General features: G+C 33.2%; 15 protein-coding genes and 2 pseudogenes. 11 read left to right on the top strand and 6 right to left on the bottom strand.

Translation table 11 applies throughout. From position 1 onward, the window contains the following. Positions 1 to 2 precede the first annotated feature (2 nt). The 4 genes from BXU10_RS16085 to BXU10_RS16070 all read left to right on the top strand — a co-directional run bounded on the left by BXU10_RS16085 (position 3) and on the right by BXU10_RS16070 (position 3,568). The gene (locus BXU10_RS16085; protein ID WP_078228426.1) at positions 3 to 449 is read left to right on the top strand and encodes a hypothetical protein; all 447 of its coding nucleotides are present in this window, start codon (positions 3 to 5) and stop codon (positions 447 to 449) included. Positions 450 to 491: 42 nt separating this feature from the next. Next, a complete protein-coding gene (locus BXU10_RS16080) occupies positions 492 to 1,034 on the top strand; it encodes a cysteine hydrolase family protein (RefSeq protein WP_078228424.1) in 543 nt (180 codons plus the stop codon). Positions 1,035 to 1,211: 177 nt separating this feature from the next. Continuing rightward, the gene (locus BXU10_RS16075; RefSeq protein ID WP_078228422.1) at positions 1,212 to 2,084 is read left to right on the top strand and encodes an AraC family transcriptional regulator; all 873 of its coding nucleotides are present in this window, start codon (positions 1,212 to 1,214) and stop codon (positions 2,082 to 2,084) included. 125 nt (positions 2,085 to 2,209) lie between these two features. Further along, positions 2,210 to 3,568: an MATE family efflux transporter gene (locus tag BXU10_RS16070; protein ID WP_078228419.1), complete on the top strand. Its 1,359-nt coding sequence runs from the start codon at positions 2,210 to 2,212 to the stop codon at positions 3,566 to 3,568. A 101-nt stretch (positions 3,569 to 3,669) separates the two neighbouring features. Here BXU10_RS16070 and BXU10_RS16065 read toward each other — a convergent pair whose 3' ends face one another. Next, positions 3,670 to 4,566: an SDR family oxidoreductase gene (locus tag BXU10_RS16065; protein WP_078228417.1), complete on the bottom strand. Its 897-nt coding sequence runs from the start codon at positions 4,564 to 4,566 to the stop codon at positions 3,670 to 3,672. Positions 4,567 to 4,682: 116 nt separating this feature from the next. Here BXU10_RS16065 and BXU10_RS16060 point away from each other — a divergent pair, with 116 nt between their 5' ends. Continuing rightward, positions 4,683 to 5,015 (top strand): helix-turn-helix domain-containing protein, encoded by a 333-nt coding sequence (locus tag BXU10_RS16060; protein ID WP_078228415.1) that lies wholly within the window; start codon positions 4,683 to 4,685, stop codon positions 5,013 to 5,015. A 125-nt stretch (positions 5,016 to 5,140) separates the two neighbouring features. Here BXU10_RS16060 and BXU10_RS16055 read toward each other — a convergent pair whose 3' ends face one another. From BXU10_RS16055 to BXU10_RS16045, 3 genes are all read right to left on the bottom strand, one after another. Beyond that, complete coding sequence (locus BXU10_RS16055; protein ID WP_078228413.1) at positions 5,141 to 5,485, bottom strand: hypothetical protein; 345 nt, start codon at positions 5,483 to 5,485, stop codon at positions 5,141 to 5,143. Positions 5,486 to 5,577: 92 nt separating this feature from the next. Beyond that, positions 5,578 to 6,243, bottom strand: coding sequence for a family 16 glycoside hydrolase (locus BXU10_RS16050; protein WP_123922032.1), 666 nt, complete (start codon positions 6,241 to 6,243; stop codon positions 5,578 to 5,580). 152 nt (positions 6,244 to 6,395) lie between these two features. After that, positions 6,396 to 7,271 carry an AraC family transcriptional regulator gene (locus BXU10_RS16045; RefSeq protein ID WP_180909930.1) on the bottom strand — a complete coding sequence of 292 codons (876 nt, stop codon included), beginning with the start codon at positions 7,269 to 7,271 and terminating at the stop codon, positions 6,396 to 6,398. A gap of 620 nt (positions 7,272 to 7,891) precedes the next feature. On the opposite strand from BXU10_RS16045, the gene BXU10_RS16040 reads away from it, so the two are divergent. From BXU10_RS16040 to nhaA, 3 genes are all read left to right on the top strand, one after another. Continuing rightward, positions 7,892 to 10,072 (top strand): HAD-IIB family hydrolase, encoded by a 2,181-nt coding sequence (locus BXU10_RS16040; protein WP_078228406.1) that lies wholly within the window; start codon positions 7,892 to 7,894, stop codon positions 10,070 to 10,072. Positions 10,073 to 10,079: 7 nt separating this feature from the next. Beyond that, positions 10,080 to 11,591: a glycosyl hydrolase family 32 gene (locus tag BXU10_RS16035; RefSeq protein WP_078228404.1), complete on the top strand. Its 1,512-nt coding sequence runs from the start codon at positions 10,080 to 10,082 to the stop codon at positions 11,589 to 11,591. A 101-nt stretch (positions 11,592 to 11,692) separates the two neighbouring features. Further along, on the top strand, positions 11,693 to 12,886 hold the full coding sequence (gene nhaA, locus BXU10_RS16030) for a Na+/H+ antiporter NhaA (protein ID WP_078228401.1): 1,194 nt from the start codon (positions 11,693 to 11,695) through the stop codon (positions 12,884 to 12,886). On the opposite strand, the gene BXU10_RS16025 is transcribed toward nhaA, so the two are convergent. Both BXU10_RS16025 and BXU10_RS16020 read right to left on the bottom strand, forming a co-directional pair. Beyond that, positions 12,883 to 14,193, bottom strand: a complete 1,311-nt coding sequence (locus BXU10_RS16025) for a DUF389 domain-containing protein (protein WP_078228399.1) — start codon at positions 14,191 to 14,193, stop codon at positions 12,883 to 12,885. The two genes, nhaA and BXU10_RS16025, sit on opposite strands and share 4 nt — an antisense overlap. Positions 14,194 to 14,328: 135 nt before the next feature. Next, a pseudogene (locus BXU10_RS16020) lies at positions 14,329 to 14,902 on the bottom strand (CBS domain-containing protein); the annotation flags it as partial. Between the two features lie 63 nt (positions 14,903 to 14,965). Here BXU10_RS16020 and BXU10_RS16015 point away from each other — a divergent pair. From BXU10_RS16015 to BXU10_RS16005, 3 genes and pseudogenes are all read left to right on the top strand, one after another. Then, a pseudogene (locus BXU10_RS16015) lies at positions 14,966 to 15,631 on the top strand (IS6 family transposase). 410 nt (positions 15,632 to 16,041) lie between these two features. Next, positions 16,042 to 16,599, top strand: coding sequence for an RNA polymerase sigma-70 factor (locus BXU10_RS16010; RefSeq protein ID WP_078228396.1), 558 nt, complete (start codon positions 16,042 to 16,044; stop codon positions 16,597 to 16,599). 113 nt (positions 16,600 to 16,712) lie between these two features. After that, complete coding sequence (locus BXU10_RS16005) at positions 16,713 to 17,636, top strand: FecR family protein (RefSeq protein WP_078228394.1); 924 nt, start codon at positions 16,713 to 16,715, stop codon at positions 17,634 to 17,636. The last annotated feature ends 79 nt before the right edge of the window (positions 17,637 to 17,715 follow it).

The following is a 17,715-nucleotide window of genomic DNA, read 5'->3' as shown; positions in this document are numbered from 1 at the left end:
AAATGCAAATATCAGAAATACCAGATCGCAGCCTGCAATTATTTACAGGTGATGGCAGTCATTTCTGGATGGATAACACGGTTAATCTGCTGCAGCGTTTTCCTGTTTTGGAATATCCGCACAGGCAGGATTTCTTCATGCTGCTCTTTATTGACAATGCAGAGGGCGAAATCAGTATAGATAATCATAAAATCCGTCTGGATAATGCTAAGGTGATTGTTATAAAGCCTCGCTGCATAAGTAGTATAGACATTAACAGAAAAGCAAAGGGGAAAATAATTTGTTTCACAGAAGATTTTTTTTCGCTGCGCTACAACAACAATATTTTAGATCAATTTTCATTTCTTCATGATACTGCCGATTATGGGATTGAAAATTTACAGACAAAAAGTTGCTTATCAAAATGGTATCTATTGGTAATGCTTTGGTATCTGGTTTCGCTCGTTTAAGTTTTAATTTTGTCTGATAGAAATTTTTAAATTTAAAGTAAAATGAATACCGCATTATTGTTAATTGATATACAGAAAGAATATTTTGAAAATGGGGCGCTAGAACTTGTAAATCCTATTGCTGCAAGTGAAAACGCCAAGAAACTATTGAAAAATTTTAGAAAAGAAAATGGAACCATAATTCACATTCAGCATATATCCCCAGAAGGTGTTCCCTTTTTTGTTCCAGGTACAAAAGGTGTAGAAATTCATGAAAATGTAAAACCGCTGGCAGGAGAGAAGGTGATCATCAAACAATTTCCTAATAGTTTTAGAGGAACTGATTTATTGGAATATCTTCAGTCAAACGATATAACGCATTTAGTAATCGCGGGAATGATGACGCACATGTGCATTGATGCAGGGATCAGGGCTGCTTTTGACTTTGGATTTGAATGTACAGTAATTGGTGATGCCTGCGCCACAATGAATCTTCAAATAAATGGTCAGGATGTCAAGGCTGCAGATGTTCATAATGCATTTTTGGCTGCATTGGAATTCTTTTACGCAAAAATTACAACAACAGAAGCGTATTTGCTATCATAAGATAAAGAACAGTTAAAGAATTTCTTTTATAAATGAGCTGTAAATTATTACTGCTCATTTTTTTTGGTTTGAAGTAATTTGTAAATGAAGTTGTAAATTTGCCATAATTATAACATTCCATCACATCTTAAAGAAGTAAATGAAACGGACTTCAATACGCTAATGAATTAAAGAAAAATGAAAACAGTTAAATTTCATAAATCAGAATGTGGTGTTGAAGTACTTCTCAATGTATTACACGGTGGTATGCTGAGTGAGAAATATTTGGAACGTGATACGTACAATACTGATTTTTTTGAAATATTGCTTTTTAAGACTGCCAAAGGAACACTGATTTTAAATCAGCAGAAAATTAATATAACTGACAATACAATTATTTTTATTTCTCCTTTTCAAAAAAGGCAATGGGCTTTAGAGAAAGAGGGATTGGATTTTACTGTTCTGGTTTTTCAGGAAAATTTTCTTAATGACTTTTTCTCAGACAAATTCTTTACGTATCGCCTTCTTTATTTTTATCAGTTGAATTATCCTTTGCATATTGCTATCGAAAGGGAAGAACTTCAAAAAGCACTTGACCAGCTTATGGAGATCAAATACGAACTTGTTAATAGCAGAACAGATAGTATTCATATCATACGATCACTCACTTATTACCTGCTTTTGAAGTTTAACAGAATATATGCTGATGCAAATAATCTTTCAATTGAAAGGGCAGAAAACAACTTTGCCTACCAGTTTAAGCAGTTACTGGAAATACACATCAGGAAGAAGCAGCGGATTGACTACTATGCAGATCTGTTAAATGTGAGCAGGATTACAATTAACACTTGTGTGAAAAAGCAGTTTAATGTTACCGCGACAGAACTATTAAAACAGAGATTGCTTTTTGAGATAAAGAATGACCTGATACATTCCGGAAAGACCATTGCTGAGATTGCCTATGATCTTGATTTTTCAGAACCCGTACATTTGATGCGATTTTTTAAAACCCAGACAGGAATAACCAGCGGACAGTTCCTTTCAGACTACCAGAATGGTATATTTTCATAACATTTTAAAGGCTGTTACTTAATAAGATAAATTTACAAACAAAGGAATTACTATCCTTTAATTGAAAGTTTATGGAATTGCAGTTTCAAATCACTTAAATTTGCCTTACAGCAAACAATTTTTATATGATCAAAAAATACAAATCCAATAAGATATATTACCAAAGTACAGTAGCACTTGCAGGGCCTGTTGTAATCTCTCAGCTTGGGCATACAATGGTTCAGACTCTTGATACAGTTATCATAGGGCATTATGCAGGAACTATATCATTGGCAGCAGTCTCGCTTGTTCATTCTGTTTTCATGGTAGTTTTGGTCGTTGGATTGGGGGTTGCCTATGGATTAACACCTTTGATAGCACAAGAAAACGGAAAATCAAATTTTAAGGAATGCGCCGAGCTGCTGTCAAATAGCTTATGGCTTAATGTTGTAGCAGCAATTTTTCTTTTTTTAGTAGTATATTATGGTTCTATGTTTGCCATACAGCATGCAGATCAGGATCCTCTGGTAGTAGAAACATCAAAACCTTATTTACTTATTTTAAGCTTATCTATTCTGCCTTTAATGATATTTCAAACTTTTAAACAGTTTGCAGAAGGACTGGGTTTCACAAAACAAGCAATGTCTATAACAATATGGGGAAATGTGCTCAACGTAATTATAGCAGTGATTCTCGTAAAAGGAATGTTTGGAATTGAGCCAATGGGAGTTCGTGGAGTAGGAATTGCAACATTGATAGATCGGATTTTAATGATGCTGGTTATGATAGGGTATGTGCTTCGATCAGATAGTTTTGGATCTTACATACAGCATTTCTCTGTTAAATTTATTGATTTTTCAAAAATTATAAAAGTGGTAAAAATTGGATTGCCTGTGGCTATGCAGTATGTATTTGAAATTGGTGCGTTTGCAGCAGCTGCTTTAATGGCCGGTCATATTGGTGCAATGGAACAGGCAGCTCATCAGACAGCAATAACCCTTGCTGCAATGACTTACATGATGGCAGGAGGAATTGCATCAGCGGCAACTATTAAAGTTGGAAATAGTTTTGGAAATCAGAACTACAAAAGACTTAAGAGTTTTGCTTATGCATCCTATCATTTAGTTATCATTTTCATGCTTTTCTTTGCAGCAATTTTCACACTCTTTAATCAATATTTACCTTACTTAATAACAAATGATACAAGTGTTGTAGCGCTGGCTGCACAACTATTGATTATTGCAGCGCTTTTCCAGCTCTTTGATGGTACACAGGTGGTTGGACTAGGAACACTAAGAGGAATGGGTGATGTAAACATTCCCACTTTCATAACCTTTGTTGCTTATTGGCTTATTGGTCTGCCGGCAGCCTATGTTTTAGGAATTTATTTCAATGCAGGAGTACAGGGAATCTGGTATGGTCTGACCTTAGGGTTGTTAACATCTTCGGTCTTACTGTATTTAAGATTTCGATATGTAATGAATAAAGCCTTGAAAAATAATTAATAAAGAGGTATTCATATAAATACAGCTAATAATTTTAGAGTTTAAGGAAAATAAAAAAGCAGTAAAAATAATTTACCTTTTTTTACTGCTTTTTTTACAACTTAATTAATGAAAAATCCTTTATGTATTTTAACCCATTCTTCGATAGGTGTCATCTTTACAGGCAATTTTTCAAGAACCTCATGCAAGTTAGGATTAAATTTTGTTGGATATACCGGAAGACTGGCTAGCATTTCATAATACCCTTGCACACCTCTGGCGCTTTCTTCTCCAACAAGGATGCTTAATTTATCTCCAAATTCTTGTGGAGGCATTGCGTAGAAATCAATTTTTTCTCCCAAACCAGTAGAAAATTTTTGGGCAAGACCATTTCCTTTAAGATCATCCGGACCGCTCACAAGAAATGATTGTCCGGACAATTCTGGTTTATATAATGCTTCTACAACAAAGGCACTAACATCTCTTGATGCAATATAGCCAATAGGCATATTTTCCGGAGTTGGATACGCTACTTTTCTTTCGCTTTTTACATAATCAGTTGTGTAAGGAGCCAACAGATTTTCGGCATAAATAGACGGTTCAATAATTACATAAGGTATTCCGCAGCTTTTAAGATATTCCTTTGTGTCCAGCTTTACGTCTTCCATAGGAATTCCTAATTTTTGTGGTGCCAAAAATCCGCTGGTATTCCAAACGATCATTTTTACACTATTTTCCTTAGCTGCATCTATTACATTCCTGGCAAGTTGAAATCCATCTGCCGGATTAGGAAGGGAAACAGGAATCAATAATGAGATAGCGTCTATTCCTTTAGTGATTTCTTTCATTTTTGCTGCATCATACATATCAGCTAATACAGGAATTGCACCTGCGTCTTCCAGTTTTGAAAAGTTTTTTTCAGAACTTGTTACAGCATAAACTTCTGCACCTTTATTTTTTGCTTCTCCAATTACGTAAAATTGCTGTGAACCTGTGGCTCCAAATACTAATACTTTCATTTTATTTTTTATTTAGTTAATCAAAATTTCTGTAAAACTAAATAATAACTTACTTTTGTACAAGTACTTACGTTTTGGTTGGGTACTTACTAAATAGTTAGAAATATTGAAAATCAATGGAAAAAAATATAAAAATAATTAATGCCTGTGATGAAAACTGCCCGGTAAAAAAATCATTAGGCTTATTGGGAGGAAAGTGGACAATGATGATTCTGTATCAGCTCAATACAAGAACCATTAGATATGGGGAACTTAAAAGAGCTGTTGTGGGTATTAGTGAAAAAATGCTGATTCAGGAATTGAATGCTCTGGTAGAAAACAAACTGGTCAATAAAAAAGCTTATCCCGAAATCCCGCCAAGAGTCGAATATTCTTTAACAGAACTGGGTTTAAAGACTTTACCAATTATTGATCAAATAGCTGCTTTTGGATTAGAAAACTTGGTTTAGTTTAATTAGATATTAGTTTATTTATTCATAAATTAAGCATTTTAAGTGTAATTTATTCTTTGAATCTTCTTAGTCGTATTACAGACTCTTTTTTCTCATTTAATAATTGGTTAAAATACTCATTATTACCAAGTATTTTGTAAAACGATTTCTCCAACTGATTCGTTTTTATTTACAACTGTTTTTATGATGCTGTACCTCGTATAATTTACAACTGTAACTTCAATAAGATAAGTTTCTGAGTTAAGGTTTTTTATTAAAAATTCTCCATTATTATCTCTGACTTTAAAATTTTGGATTATTTTTTTTTGATTTGTAAAAGTATTAAGCTCAAAAACCTTAATCGAAAATGATTCAATAGGACTAAATTCATTATCTACAATCCTTCCCCAGACGGTAAAAGTTCCATTCAGTGATTGAGCAGCAAAAAGGAGAATAGAAAGCAACATAATTAGAAGTATTCTTTTCATAATAATAGTATACTTTGATTATTATTAATTCAATATTTATATTCAGTTTTTTTACAGAGGAAGACTCTATCGACAACGATTTAGTAGTGTTTTTATTTTTTATAATTTATCTTAATGATTTTAAAGTCTCCTCCACTGCTATCTCCTGTAAATAACCCTATCTTTCCAGATGTTCGATTGTTGAGTTTTTCGACTATAAGTGAAGGCAGGATTGTATCGTTTATGTACACTTTAATATTTGTGCTTTCAATTACTAATTTCATTGTGAACCAATCATTATGGTTTGGTGGATTGATGATTTCTTTCTCGAAAACCGAATTCCTTTCATTTCTCAATTTTCCCCACGTAAAATCAGGATGTGAAATGTATTGCACAGCATGAATTCTTCTAACAGAATCTTTAGCGAAAAAATTGAAAGGACGACAATAAACAGCATCATAATTAATATCATCAACACCGTGAAAGGCAATCCCAATAAAACTTCGTTGAAAAACGTCCTTTCCCCGCATTTCAATTTCTATTGTACCGTTTTTAAAGTCATTAACAGGCAGCCATATAATGCCTTCTTTTTTATTTTCCAATATTTTCAGATAAGCTCCACTATCACCAGAAACGATTTTGATCTCTCTGTTTACTAATTTGAGCTTTCCTTTTTTGTACAGATTAGCGAGATCAATGGCTTGTTGTCGTTGTCCGAATATAAAGCAGGGGAGCAATATCAAAGTAAACATATATGTAAATTTAGTTTGCTTTTTCATTTAAATTCTGTTTTAATCGATTGATAGTTAATTTATTGCTGCTTAGAGTAGATTACTTTTCTCTAGTGATTTCAATAAGGAATGCCTCTGTTTTTCGAAGAAAATATTCTCAAGTACAAAAATAGCATACATGTAAAAAGAATAATTACCAGTTAGATAACAGAACTACCATTTTGATAAGCGTTTCTGAATTCTTTTGGAGAAATCCCTGTTTGCGACTTGAAGAAACGCGTTAAATGATTCGCCTGGGAGAATTGTAATAGGTCCGAAATTTCATTTACATTAAGCTTAGTATAAGATAGCAGAGACTTTATTTCAAAGAGTATAAATTCATTTACCATTTCAGAAACGGTAACTCCGAACTGCTTTTTGATGCATTTATTTAATGTTACTCTGCTGATACCTAACTGTTGCGCGTAATAGTCGATGTTTCTTATTTTACAGACTTCATTTTGTAAAATCTCTTTAAACATATAGGCGATGTTATTATTTTCAGTTTCTGAAGACAGAAGGTAATGTTGTGCATAGGCTCGATTGAGTTTGATCAATATAAAGTACAAAAGTGCTCTTATAATATGTTCGCTATCTGATTTGAATGTTTTTATTTCACTGAGCAGCTCCTGAATTATATTCACCAACTGTGAAAAAAAGACGTCATCCACCTTTAAATAGAGCGGTTTGGTTTTGTTGTAAAAAAACTGTAGTCTGAAGGAAAATAATTTATCTGAGAAGAAGTTAGACAGAAAGCTGTCCTGGAAAAACAAGAAATAACATTCAACTTTAGTATTGTCCAAAAACCATCTTCGTTTTTGAAATGGAGAAATAAAAATGACTGTATTATCTGAAACTTCAATTCTTTGCTGATCAAGTTCTAAATAGCCATTTCCTTTAGAGAAAAATATAAGTTCGTAAAAATCTGTATGATGAAGCTCACTTTCAAAAAAATAATAGGGTATGTCTTTATAAGTGCCTATATCAATTAGTAGCTCAACATCATACTTGTTTTTTAAGAATTTAAATGTCTTCATTATTAACTGATTTTTCGCATTATTTAGATGCGGATATATAAAATCGAAGAAGATTAACCAAATCATTTTTGCAGGCGAACCATCAATACAAATCCAATAGAAGTTGGTAAAAATAGTTATTTAAAGCCAGATTATGCGTAAGAAATTGACATTAAGAAATTAATCAATAGATGATTGGATATGCAAACAAAAACGTGAGAAAAAGTTAAGATAGTATTCTCTTTTACTACAATAAGAATAGGTTAATTTTTATTTCCTAAACCTTTTCAAAAAGTTTTTGCCCTCATCTTTCTTAAAAAAGATGAGGGCCTTTTTATGTCTTCTATTTTTAGTTTAATTTCAAAACGATTATTTACATTTTAGAACGAATTCATGTTGTTAAACCAATTAATCCTTATTTAAAGCAGTCTCTTGAAACTTTATTAGGTTTGATATGATCATTAAGAATCAAGTTGTCGAAATCAAAAAGGAAATCATTTCATACTCTTTTTTCTGAAAGAGAATTCTATCTTTTTCTTTCTTACAGTTTAATAATAAAATGTTAATAAACGCCTTATTTCATGAGTATTTGGCCTAAAACATTTTCTTTTTTTGTATCTTAAAAATCTAACAAATAAAAGATGATGACAAAATTACGAATTTCACTAATCAATGTTCACGGACTTTTAAAAGGTTCTGGTCTGGAGATTGGTAGAGATGCCGATAATGGTGGACAAACAAAGTATGTGTATGAACTTGCAGAATTTTTATCAAAACATAAAGATGTAGAACATGTTCATTTATTTACAAGACTAATTGATGACTCAAATATTTCGCCTGAATATGCAGTGCCTATTGAAATTATCAATGATAAATTAGATATTAGGCGAATTCCTTTTTTAGGAAAAAAATACAAGGCAAAAGAACAATTGTGGAAAGGTTTAGACACTTTTGTAAACGGAATTGTACAGCATATTAAACTTCACAATATATTCCCAAACTGGATTCATTCCCATTATGGCGATGCAGGATATGTAGCAAGTGAATTATCGACAATGCTAAATGTTCCTTTTGCTCACACAGGACATTCATTAGGTTTTTACAAAAGGAAAAAGTTGCTCGAAAGTGGTTTGAGTGAAGAAGAAATTGAAAAAAAATTTAAGTTTAAACAAAGAATTAGTGCTGAAGAAAGAACTTTAGAATTGTCTGAATTTATTGTTACTTCTACAGAACAGGAGATTGAAACCTATAAACCTTATAAAAATTTTGATTTAGCAAAATACCACGCCATTTCTCCGGGAATTGACACTCGTAAATTTGTTCCTTACTATCATCGGGAACGGGATTCTGATAAGCAAATGGAAGAGGAACAAAGAAAATACTGGGTAGCAGAAACTATTTCCAAGTTTTTAATAAATCCTCATAAACCATTTATTTTGGCACTTTCCAGACCTGATCGTCATAAAAATTTACACACTCTTATTGAAGTTTACGGCAAAGATAAGGAACTGCAAAGTATAGCCAATCTGGTCATTTTTGCCGGAATCAGAAAAGATATTTTGCAAATGCCGGAATCAGAAAAAGACGTTTTGACCGATCTTTTGCTTTTAATGGATAAATACGATTTGTACGGAAAAATGGCAATCCCTAAAAAGCATGATGTAGAAAATGAAGTTTCGATTATTTACCGATATGCAGCCGAAAAAAGAGGTGTTTTTGTAAATTTAGCTTTGCATGAAAATTTCGGCTTAACCGTTATTGAATCTGCAAGTTCTGGTCTTCCAGTTGTGGTTACAAAAAATGGTGGTCCTTCTGAAATCATTCCGACTTGCCAAAACGGAGAATTGGTAAATCCATTAGATGAAAATGAAATCAAAAAGGCATTGCGAAAGATTTTAACAAATGAAAGTCAATGGAAATATTATTCAAATAATGGAGCAATTAATATTCAAAAACATTATAGCTGGCTGAGTCACGTTAATCAATATATTGATTATGTAAACGAAAATCTTTCCTTATCGTCTGGTTCAGGAATCAAAAAACAACATTACCCAAATATAAACATAGACCGATTAAAAAGGAAGGTAGAAAATTTACTGGTAACTGATATTGACGGAACTCTCATTGAGCCAAAGTTAAATAATCCCGGACTGAAAGAATTAAAAGAGCATTTGATTAATCGCAATGAAAAAATGGCATTTGCCCTGGCATCAGGAAGAAATTTAGACTTAGTGAAAAAAGTTATTGTTGAGGAAAACTTTCCGCAGCCAGATTTTATTATTTGCTCGGTGGGAACTGAAATTTATTACACCAATGGTAAAGATTATATTTTAGACAAAGGCTGGGCTACATTTTTGGCAGGACGATGGAAGAGGGAAGATATTGCCAATCGTTTAAAAAATATTCCCTGGATGCGATTGCAGGAAGCCGAAGCACAAAACCCCTTTAAAATTTCTTATTATTATGATCAGGAAAAATACAATCATGACGAGTTGATCACAGTTTTAGGAAGTGGATGGTACAAAGTAAATATTATTCCAAGCCATAATGAGTTTCTTGACTTTATCCCTAAAAGAGCATCAAAAGGAAACGCAATTAAATTTTTATGCCGTAAATGGAATATTCCTTTATCGAGTGTAATTGCGGCGGGCGATTCTGGAAATGATATCGATATGTTCAGAGGCGCCATCAAAGGAATCATAGTAGGAAATCGCAGTGTAGAACTTGCCAATTATGAAACGACAAAAACTATTTATGTAGCCAAAGACTCTGCTTCTTCCGGTATTTTAGAAGGATTAAAATATTATAAAATAATTAAATAGGTTAAATATGTATTCAGGTTCAGGTTTTAGTAATTGGGAAATTGGTGATGTTGATGTCTTTATAGACGAAAATGGAGTCCATCATTTATTTCATTTGATTATTCCCAATCACGATTACATTGCACATGCCATATCAAAAGACGGTCTTTCATGGAAAAGAGTAAAAAATGCTTTGTTTGTAGGGGATCCTGGGGAGTGGGATGATGACATGTTGTGGACGATGCATGTTAGTAAAAACTCTGATGGGCGAGGATATGAAATGTACTACACAGGTTTAAAACGGAAGGACAAAGGAATCATGCAAAAAATTGGTAGGGCAGTTTCTCCTGACTTAATTCAGTGGACAAAAGATAATCAATATGGTTTACCATTAAAAAGTAATGCTCCCTATTATGAAAGCAGAGATAACAACCCGCGAGAATGGCTTAGTTTTAGGGATCCTTTTAAATATCAGTTTGAAGGGAATGATTATTTACTGATATGTGCCCGCAGTGCAGTTGGACCTACGTATAGAAGAGGCTGTATTGGTGTGGCAAAAAGGGAAGAGAAGGGTTTTGTACTTCAAAAGCCATTGCATGTAGCTTATGTTTATGATGATATTGAATGTCCTTGCGTTGTAGAAATAAAAGGTATGCATTATTTATTGGGGTCCATTCGCGAAGATATAAAGGTTCGCTATTGGTTCTCACCCGATTTTAAAGGAGAATATCATGCTTTTCATAATAATGTGCTGCTTCCACAAGGTAATTATGCAGCAAGAATTGTAAAGGATGGAGACAATTATTTAATCTACAATTTTTATTTTGTGGGTGGAAATGTCAACACCCTTCGTGTAATTCCACCTCCAAAACGACTCGATGTTGATAGTAACGGAAGATTATTATTAAAAACGTATCATCATTGGAAAACGCTGTACCAAAGAACAATTCTTCAAAAAAACTTACATGTTCCGATTCCTGTTTTAGGAAATCCCTCGGCAAATTTTGAATTAGAAAATGAAAGTAAATGGCGATTTGGCTGCAGAAGTGGATACGAAGTTTTTTGTTTTGAAAAACCTTCTGAGAATTTTGTTTGGGAAGGAAAATTAGCTGTTGAAGGAATGGGGAAAACTGGTTTTGTTATTGAATGTGATGAAGAGGGGACAGCCTATTACATATCAATTGATTTTGTAAATGGTTTTGTTCAATTCAGGGCTTGGGGATTTAATGAAAAGGATGTAAAGAACAATTTTGTTTTTGAAAATATTCAAACCAATCAATTTGAAATAGTAGAAAGCAAAGAAATTTATTTTAAGATTATCCGTTACGGAAATTATTATGAGCTTTCTATAAATGAAGTTGTGAAATTAACGTTGTTGGACTTTAAATATAATGATGGCAAGATTGGGGTATATGTTTGTTCAGCTATAGTATCGCTGAGTGATTCAAAAATTCATGTAATTCCTGAGCCGGAAAATGAATATGCTACAGCAGATCCTAACAAAGCACTTGATGAATATAATAAAATAACGCAAGCATAACAATTATTTTTTTTTAAAATATCTGATTCTTTGAATTCCAATGCAATTTTTCCTGAATGTAATAGTTGCAGGGACAATTTTGAAAAGCTAAATTTGTATTTATGGCAAAACTTATAAATCTTAAAGTATTCTCTCATTTTTTTCGTTCATCTTCTTCAGGTGGAATCATATTATTAATCTTTGTAATAATATCACTCTTTATTGCTAATTCTGGGTGGTCAGATAGCTTTAAGGAAATTCTTAATTTGAACCTGGGCTTTAATACTGATAGTGTTCACCTTCGTTACCCTGTTTTATTATGGATAAACGATGGATTGATGGCTATTTTCTTTCTCCTTGTAGGATTGGAAATAAAAAGGGAAATAATTGAAGGTGAGTTGTCGTCATTTTCTCAGGCGGCTTTACCTGTACTTGCAGCAGTTGGAGGAGTAATCGTTCCTGCGCTGATTTATGCATTTTTTAACGGCGGGAATTCGATGACTGCAAAAGGCTGGGGAATTCCTATGGCCACTGATATTGCTTTTGCACTCGGAATTTTATCACTTTTGGGAAGTAAAGTTCCTCCAGGGCTTAAAATATTTCTGGCTGCGCTGGCTATAGTAGATGATCTTATTGCGATTTTAGTGATTGCGATATTTTATTCTTCAGAATTGAATTTTCTCTATTTAGGATATGCCGGAGCGTTATTTATAATGTTGATTATCTTTAATCGATTTGGTATTAAAAACCTGTTTTTTTATCTGATACCGGGTTTTGTTATCTGGTATTTTATCCATCACTCAGGGATCCATGCCACAATAGCCGGTGTACTGGTAGCCATGACAATTCCGACAAACGAAGATGATACAGAATCTACGCTTGAAAAATTGGAACATGCCCTGACTCGTCCGGTTAATTTTATAATCATGCCTATTTTTGCGCTTGTCAATACGAATATAACTTTTGAATCTACTATGATAGAAGGACTTTCCAGTAATCTGGGATTAGGTATAGTTCTTGGATTATTTCTAGGGAAACCCATTGGAATCTTTGTGATGTCATGGTTATCGGTAAAATTAAGAATTGCTGAACTTCCTGAATCAACTACATGGATGCATGTCTTAGGACTTGGATTATTGGGAGGAATTGGTTTTACAATGTCCATCTTTATTGCTTTATTATCTTTTGGTGATGTAATGCATCAGAATGAAGCCAAATTTGCGATACTAATCGCCTCTACAATAGCCGGTATTTCAGGATTTTGTATTTTGAGTTTGTACAATAAAAAGCAAAAAAAGACTTTTCAGGACCACTAAGGTTTCCTGAAAAGTTCTACATCTTTAACGGATAATCTTTCATTAAGCCATTTTTGTAATTTTTCATTTTCAGCTTTATTAAGATTTTTGGATGCATCATAGATAACAGCCGTTATGGTAGTGGTACTGTCCTTTTGATTGATTAAAGTACTCTTAGTGATGGAAAGTGAGCTAATTATTGGAAATAAAACTCTTGTCTCTTTTAAAATCTGACGGTTGTCAAATTTATTTTTAGTCAGTTCCTTCTCCAGTTGCATGATCTTAATATCTTTAACATTCATTTCGTTTTCACTACTTTTAATCTGATTAAGGATATCTCCTTTTAGTGCATTGTAACGATCAGTGCTGTCTTGTCGAATCTGCAGTTGTGTGTCGTTCAGGTATTTATTATGGTTTAACCTGTTGGTAAGATCTTTTATTTCTAATGAAGAAAAACGCCTTGATAGGAAAGCGAGTTCTAGTTTTTTGGTTTTAGCATTAAAGTTGGTCTTTTTGTACACAATGGTGTATCCTTTATCTACGAATTCATTTTCAATGAAAAGATCTATGTTTTTTTTAAACTGCTGTTCCCTGTAGAGCGAGTAAGCAAGATAACTGCTGGGTAAAAGCATTATGGTAATTAAAAAAGCTATGGTATATTTTACGCGTTTTTGATGTTTTTCATCAACCTGTTTAACTGCTGGATAATTAAGGTATTTAATAATTAAAAATGTTGCAATTCCTATAAATACGCAATTGATGCAATAGAGATAAAAGGCCCCTAAGAAGAACGTCCATTGCGCTGTAGCCAAGCCATACCCTGCAGTACATAATGGTGGCATAAGTGCAGTTGCAATAGCAACTCCTGGAATAGGATTTCCTTTTTCTGATCTTGTCACTGCAATAACCCCGACAACACCTCCAAAAAAAGCAATCAGAATATCATAAATATTAGGGGATGTTCTGGCTAGCAATTCAGACTGGACATCCTTGAAGGGACTGAGGTAAAAATATAAGGTTGACACTGCCAGACTTACCACAGTGGCGATAAGCAGGTTGTTAAGTGATTTTTTAAGTAATGAAAAATCATAAATGCCAAGTGCAAAACCAGCTCCTACAATTGGTCCCATAAGTGGGGATATCAGCATTGCTCCAATAATAACTGCAGTTGAGTTTACATTTAGCCCAACGGAGGCAACAATTATGGCGCAGGCCAAGATCCAAAGATTAGCACCTTTGAAGGTTATGTTCTTCTTTATGGCCTCTAATGTTTTCGCCCTGTCATCTTCTCCATCCCGAAGGTTTAGTAAATCTGTAACTTTTCTCATAATTTATAAAATTAGTTGCTATTTTTTGATGCCTTATTATAGCCTTGTATTGCTAAGATAAGACTAATTTTATTTAGTGTTAAGTGAAACCAGGTAAATGAAAATTTGAATTTAATTATTTGCTATAAAAATATTTTATTCAAAAATCATCGATTTCAGCCTATTCCTATAAGACTCCAACACATCTGACTTGGAGATAAAACCGTAATATTTCCCGTTTTTCAGCACTGGCAGGAAAACTTTATTACTTTTTTCAAACTTATTCATCACGGTTTCCATGCTCAAAAATCACTTCCCGAATATCATTGAAATATACCAGTCCTTCCAATTCATTATCATCACTGACAACACCAAAAATCACTTGGTCTGAGTGGGCTAAAAGTTCGGCTACATTCTCGAGATCCTGATTGGCTTCTACAGTGAGGTAATCTTTTTTTACAAGATCCTCAATTTCAAGTTTGCAGAGAATATTAGTGTCCTTGTTACTGGTAAAAACATTTCCTTTACGGGCCAGATTCTTGACATCAAGTGAGTGTTTTTCAAAACGTTTTGAAACAGCAAAACTAACAGAAGCAACAATCATTAATGGAATCATTAAATCATATCCTCCAGTTATTTCCGCAATAAGGAAAATAGCGGTCAGTGGAGCGTGAAATAATCCGCTTAGGATTCCGGCCATACCAACAAGTGTAAAATTGCTGACAGGCAGATCAGTAGTTGATGTCGCATCTGGGAATAACTTTTATCTTTAGAATTTTAAACCGATCAAAAGATGAATACTAAAGGTCATTGTTATCCAAAATACATAATTCTTCAGACAGTATATTTCAAGCTAAGATTTACACTTAGTTACCGGGATGTTTAAGAACTAATGAAGATTAGAGGAGTCATTGTGGATCATGCCACGATTCAGCGTTGGGTTTATAAGTTTGCAGCTTTGCTTGAGGCAGAGATGAGGCAGAGAAAAGGCAGAGTGGGGGCGAGTTGGAGATTGGATGAGACCTACATCAAAGTAAAAGGCATTTGGTGTTATTTATATCGAGCAGTAGATAAATTAGGCAATACGGTTGACTTTCTTTTGACCAGAAAAAGACAAAGAATGAGTGCTCAGTCATTTCTAATTAAAGCAATTGCTAATAATTACCGGCCAAGAGTAATAAACATTGATAAAAGCGGTTCTAATACCGCAGCGATCAAAGTATATAATAAACGTTCATTCTCAAAGATTAAAATCCGACAGTGTAAATATGGCAACAATATTATCGAACAGGACCATCGTTTCATCAAGTGGCACATAAAAAACGGATTAGGTTTTAAAAATTTTGAATCGGCCAAACGAACGTTAAGCGGAATTGAAGTTGTGCATATGCTGAGAAAGAATCAAATGGTTGGACCAGGGATCTCTATGTTTAAATCATTCTGTAAATTGGCGGGCTAACTTTAAGATTACTTAAATTCTTATATTTGATTCTGACAGATGCGACAGAACCAAATTTTGTTTTCTGTGTCCAATTTAAGGTGTTAAGTCCATTATTTTGCTGTTAAATTTAATACATCAATTTTATTTTTACATTTCTGAGTAACTTCTTTATAATGAGTGTTGTTGTTTGTGTTATCAAAATGACTTCATAACATCTCAGAGAGGAAATGTTAATACAATGTTTTATAAACGGACCTTTTTATTAATGTAACCGTAACCTTATCGACCTACCCTGATTTATAATTTTGAAGACATATTATAAAACAAACTATTGTAGTATATGTCATTTTTAAAAAGAAGAATACTTCGCAAAATAACGGTTTTGTTACCAACCCTTTTTGGGGCAAATAATATAAAAGCGAAGTATTATGCATAAAGGTTTTACAGATGAAGAACTTGTTGAATTATTGAAACAAGGAAAAGATAAAGCATTTGATGAACTGTATTTTAGGTACAGGGATTTACTCGTTCGCTTTGTTTATATCAGAATGAAATCAATTCCAATTTCTGAGGAAATCGTTCAGGAAGTATTTACCACCATTTGGGAACGCCGTAAAACCATTTTAATTCAAAAGAGTTTTGCTGCTTATATCTACACTTCCGTTCGCTACATGACATTAGATTATATAAAATCACATTCGGTTACAGACCAATATATACAAGAGGTTTTAGACCGAAATACGGTTGAATATACCAGTCATAACGCAACAGAAGATTCTATTTTTTATGATGAATTGCAGCAAGCCGTCGATAAAGCAACAGCATTACTTCCCAAGAAATCAAAAGAGGTTTTTATTCTGAGTCGGATTAAACATTACTCCAATAAAGAAATCGCAGAAGAACTTAATGTTTCAATCGAAACCGTGAAGTATCATATTACATACTCGCTAAAATTCATGCGAACTTATTTAGGAGAGTTTAATTAGAATATTTTCTAATTGATAAGCGCATCGTTTTTTCTTAACACAAGCGTAACCTAAACAACCTACCTGAAATTTCAATTTCAAAGACATACTATTAAAGAGATAAAGAAATTATAATGCCTGAAAAATTACAACAAGAAATAAAACATTTTTTAGATGGAGGATATTCTCCAAAAGGACAAGAAATGTGGAATAAGTGGTATGATGATACCAATGAAGTTTTTGAAAATATGCAAGAAGTTCAATCAGATCGTTCGACACTAAAAAAAGAATTAAGAAAAATAAAGAACACGAACAAAGTTATTTTTCTTCAATATAAAAACTGGGCTGTTGCAGCATCATTACTATTTGTGATGGGATTATCATGGTTTGTGTATCAAATAACGATACCTGTTATAGAAACAAAACAATATGCGACAAAAGCCGGCGAACATGCTAAAGTAATTTTAAGCGACGGAACACAAATTTGGTTAAACGCAGGAAGCCTTTTAAAATATCCAAAAGAATTTAAAGGAGATACAAGAGAAGTGTACTTAACCGGAGAAGCTTTTTTTGATGTACACAAAGACAAAAAACATCCTTTTATAATTCATACCGATAAAATGGACACAAAAGTTCTCGGAACCAGTTTTAATGTTCAGGCTTATCCCGATCAAACTACTCAGGAAGTTTCTGTTTTAACGGGAAGAGTAAATGTAAAATCGACCGTAACAGAAGAAAATGTGTATGTAACTCCAGGCCAGAAAGTGGTTTTTAAATCACATGATAATAAGCTTCAGGCCTTTAAGGATGTTCCTGTAAATTCTATTTCGTTATGGCGAAAAAATATCATTGTTTTTGAAGAAACGCCTTTAACAGAAGTTATCGCAACGATCAACCGCAATTATAATGTAGAGGTTGAAATCAAAAACAAGAATTTAAATAATCTGAAAATAAGCGCCTATTTCAAAGAACTTCCGGTGAGTCAGGTTGTTGCTTTGGTGTGTAATATAATTAATGCTGATTATAAACTGGAATCAGGAGTTTATAAGATTCAATAATTGTGAATTGTTAATTGTGAGAAGTTAAAAGTAAAAAGTGAGAAGTTAAAAATGAGACATCTAAAAATCTAAAAATCAA

Origin of the sequence: Flavobacterium sp. LM4, from assembly GCF_002017935.1 — a bacterium.
Lineage (GTDB): Bacteria > Bacteroidota > Bacteroidia > Flavobacteriales > Flavobacteriaceae > Flavobacterium > Flavobacterium chungangense.
The sequence above is the reverse complement of the archived record's forward strand: the minus strand, read 5'-3'. Positions and strand labels throughout refer to the sequence as shown.

Excerpts from the sequence above, each read along its gene's own strand:
- BXU10_RS16085 (WP_078228426.1), top strand. The coding sequence starts at position 3 with ATGCAAATATCAGAAATACCAGATCGCAGCCTGCAATTATTTACAGGT.
- BXU10_RS16080 (WP_078228424.1), top strand. The coding sequence starts at position 492 with ATGAATACCGCATTATTGTTAATTGATATACAGAAAGAATATTTTGAA.
- BXU10_RS16075 (WP_078228422.1), top strand. The coding sequence starts at position 1,212 with ATGAAAACAGTTAAATTTCATAAATCAGAATGTGGTGTTGAAGTACTT.
- BXU10_RS16070 (WP_078228419.1), top strand. The coding sequence starts at position 2,210 with ATGATCAAAAAATACAAATCCAATAAGATATATTACCAAAGTACAGTA.
- BXU10_RS16065 (WP_078228417.1), bottom strand. The coding sequence starts at position 4,566 with ATGAAAGTATTAGTATTTGGAGCCACAGGTTCACAGCAATTTTACGTA.
- BXU10_RS16060 (WP_078228415.1), top strand. The coding sequence starts at position 4,683 with ATGGAAAAAAATATAAAAATAATTAATGCCTGTGATGAAAACTGCCCG.
- BXU10_RS16055 (WP_078228413.1), bottom strand. The coding sequence starts at position 5,485 with ATGAAAAGAATACTTCTAATTATGTTGCTTTCTATTCTCCTTTTTGCT.
- BXU10_RS16050 (WP_123922032.1), bottom strand. The coding sequence starts at position 6,243 with ATGAAAAAGCAAACTAAATTTACATATATGTTTACTTTGATATTGCTC.
- BXU10_RS16045 (WP_180909930.1), bottom strand. The coding sequence starts at position 7,271 with ATGAAGACATTTAAATTCTTAAAAAACAAGTATGATGTTGAGCTACTA.
- BXU10_RS16040 (WP_078228406.1), top strand. The coding sequence starts at position 7,892 with ATGATGACAAAATTACGAATTTCACTAATCAATGTTCACGGACTTTTA.
- BXU10_RS16035 (WP_078228404.1), top strand. The coding sequence starts at position 10,080 with ATGTATTCAGGTTCAGGTTTTAGTAATTGGGAAATTGGTGATGTTGAT.
- nhaA (WP_078228401.1), top strand. The coding sequence starts at position 11,693 with ATGGCAAAACTTATAAATCTTAAAGTATTCTCTCATTTTTTTCGTTCA.
- BXU10_RS16025 (WP_078228399.1), bottom strand. The coding sequence starts at position 14,193 with ATGAGAAAAGTTACAGATTTACTAAACCTTCGGGATGGAGAAGATGAC.
- BXU10_RS16010 (WP_078228396.1), top strand. The coding sequence starts at position 16,042 with ATGCATAAAGGTTTTACAGATGAAGAACTTGTTGAATTATTGAAACAA.
- BXU10_RS16005 (WP_078228394.1), top strand. The coding sequence starts at position 16,713 with ATGCCTGAAAAATTACAACAAGAAATAAAACATTTTTTAGATGGAGGA.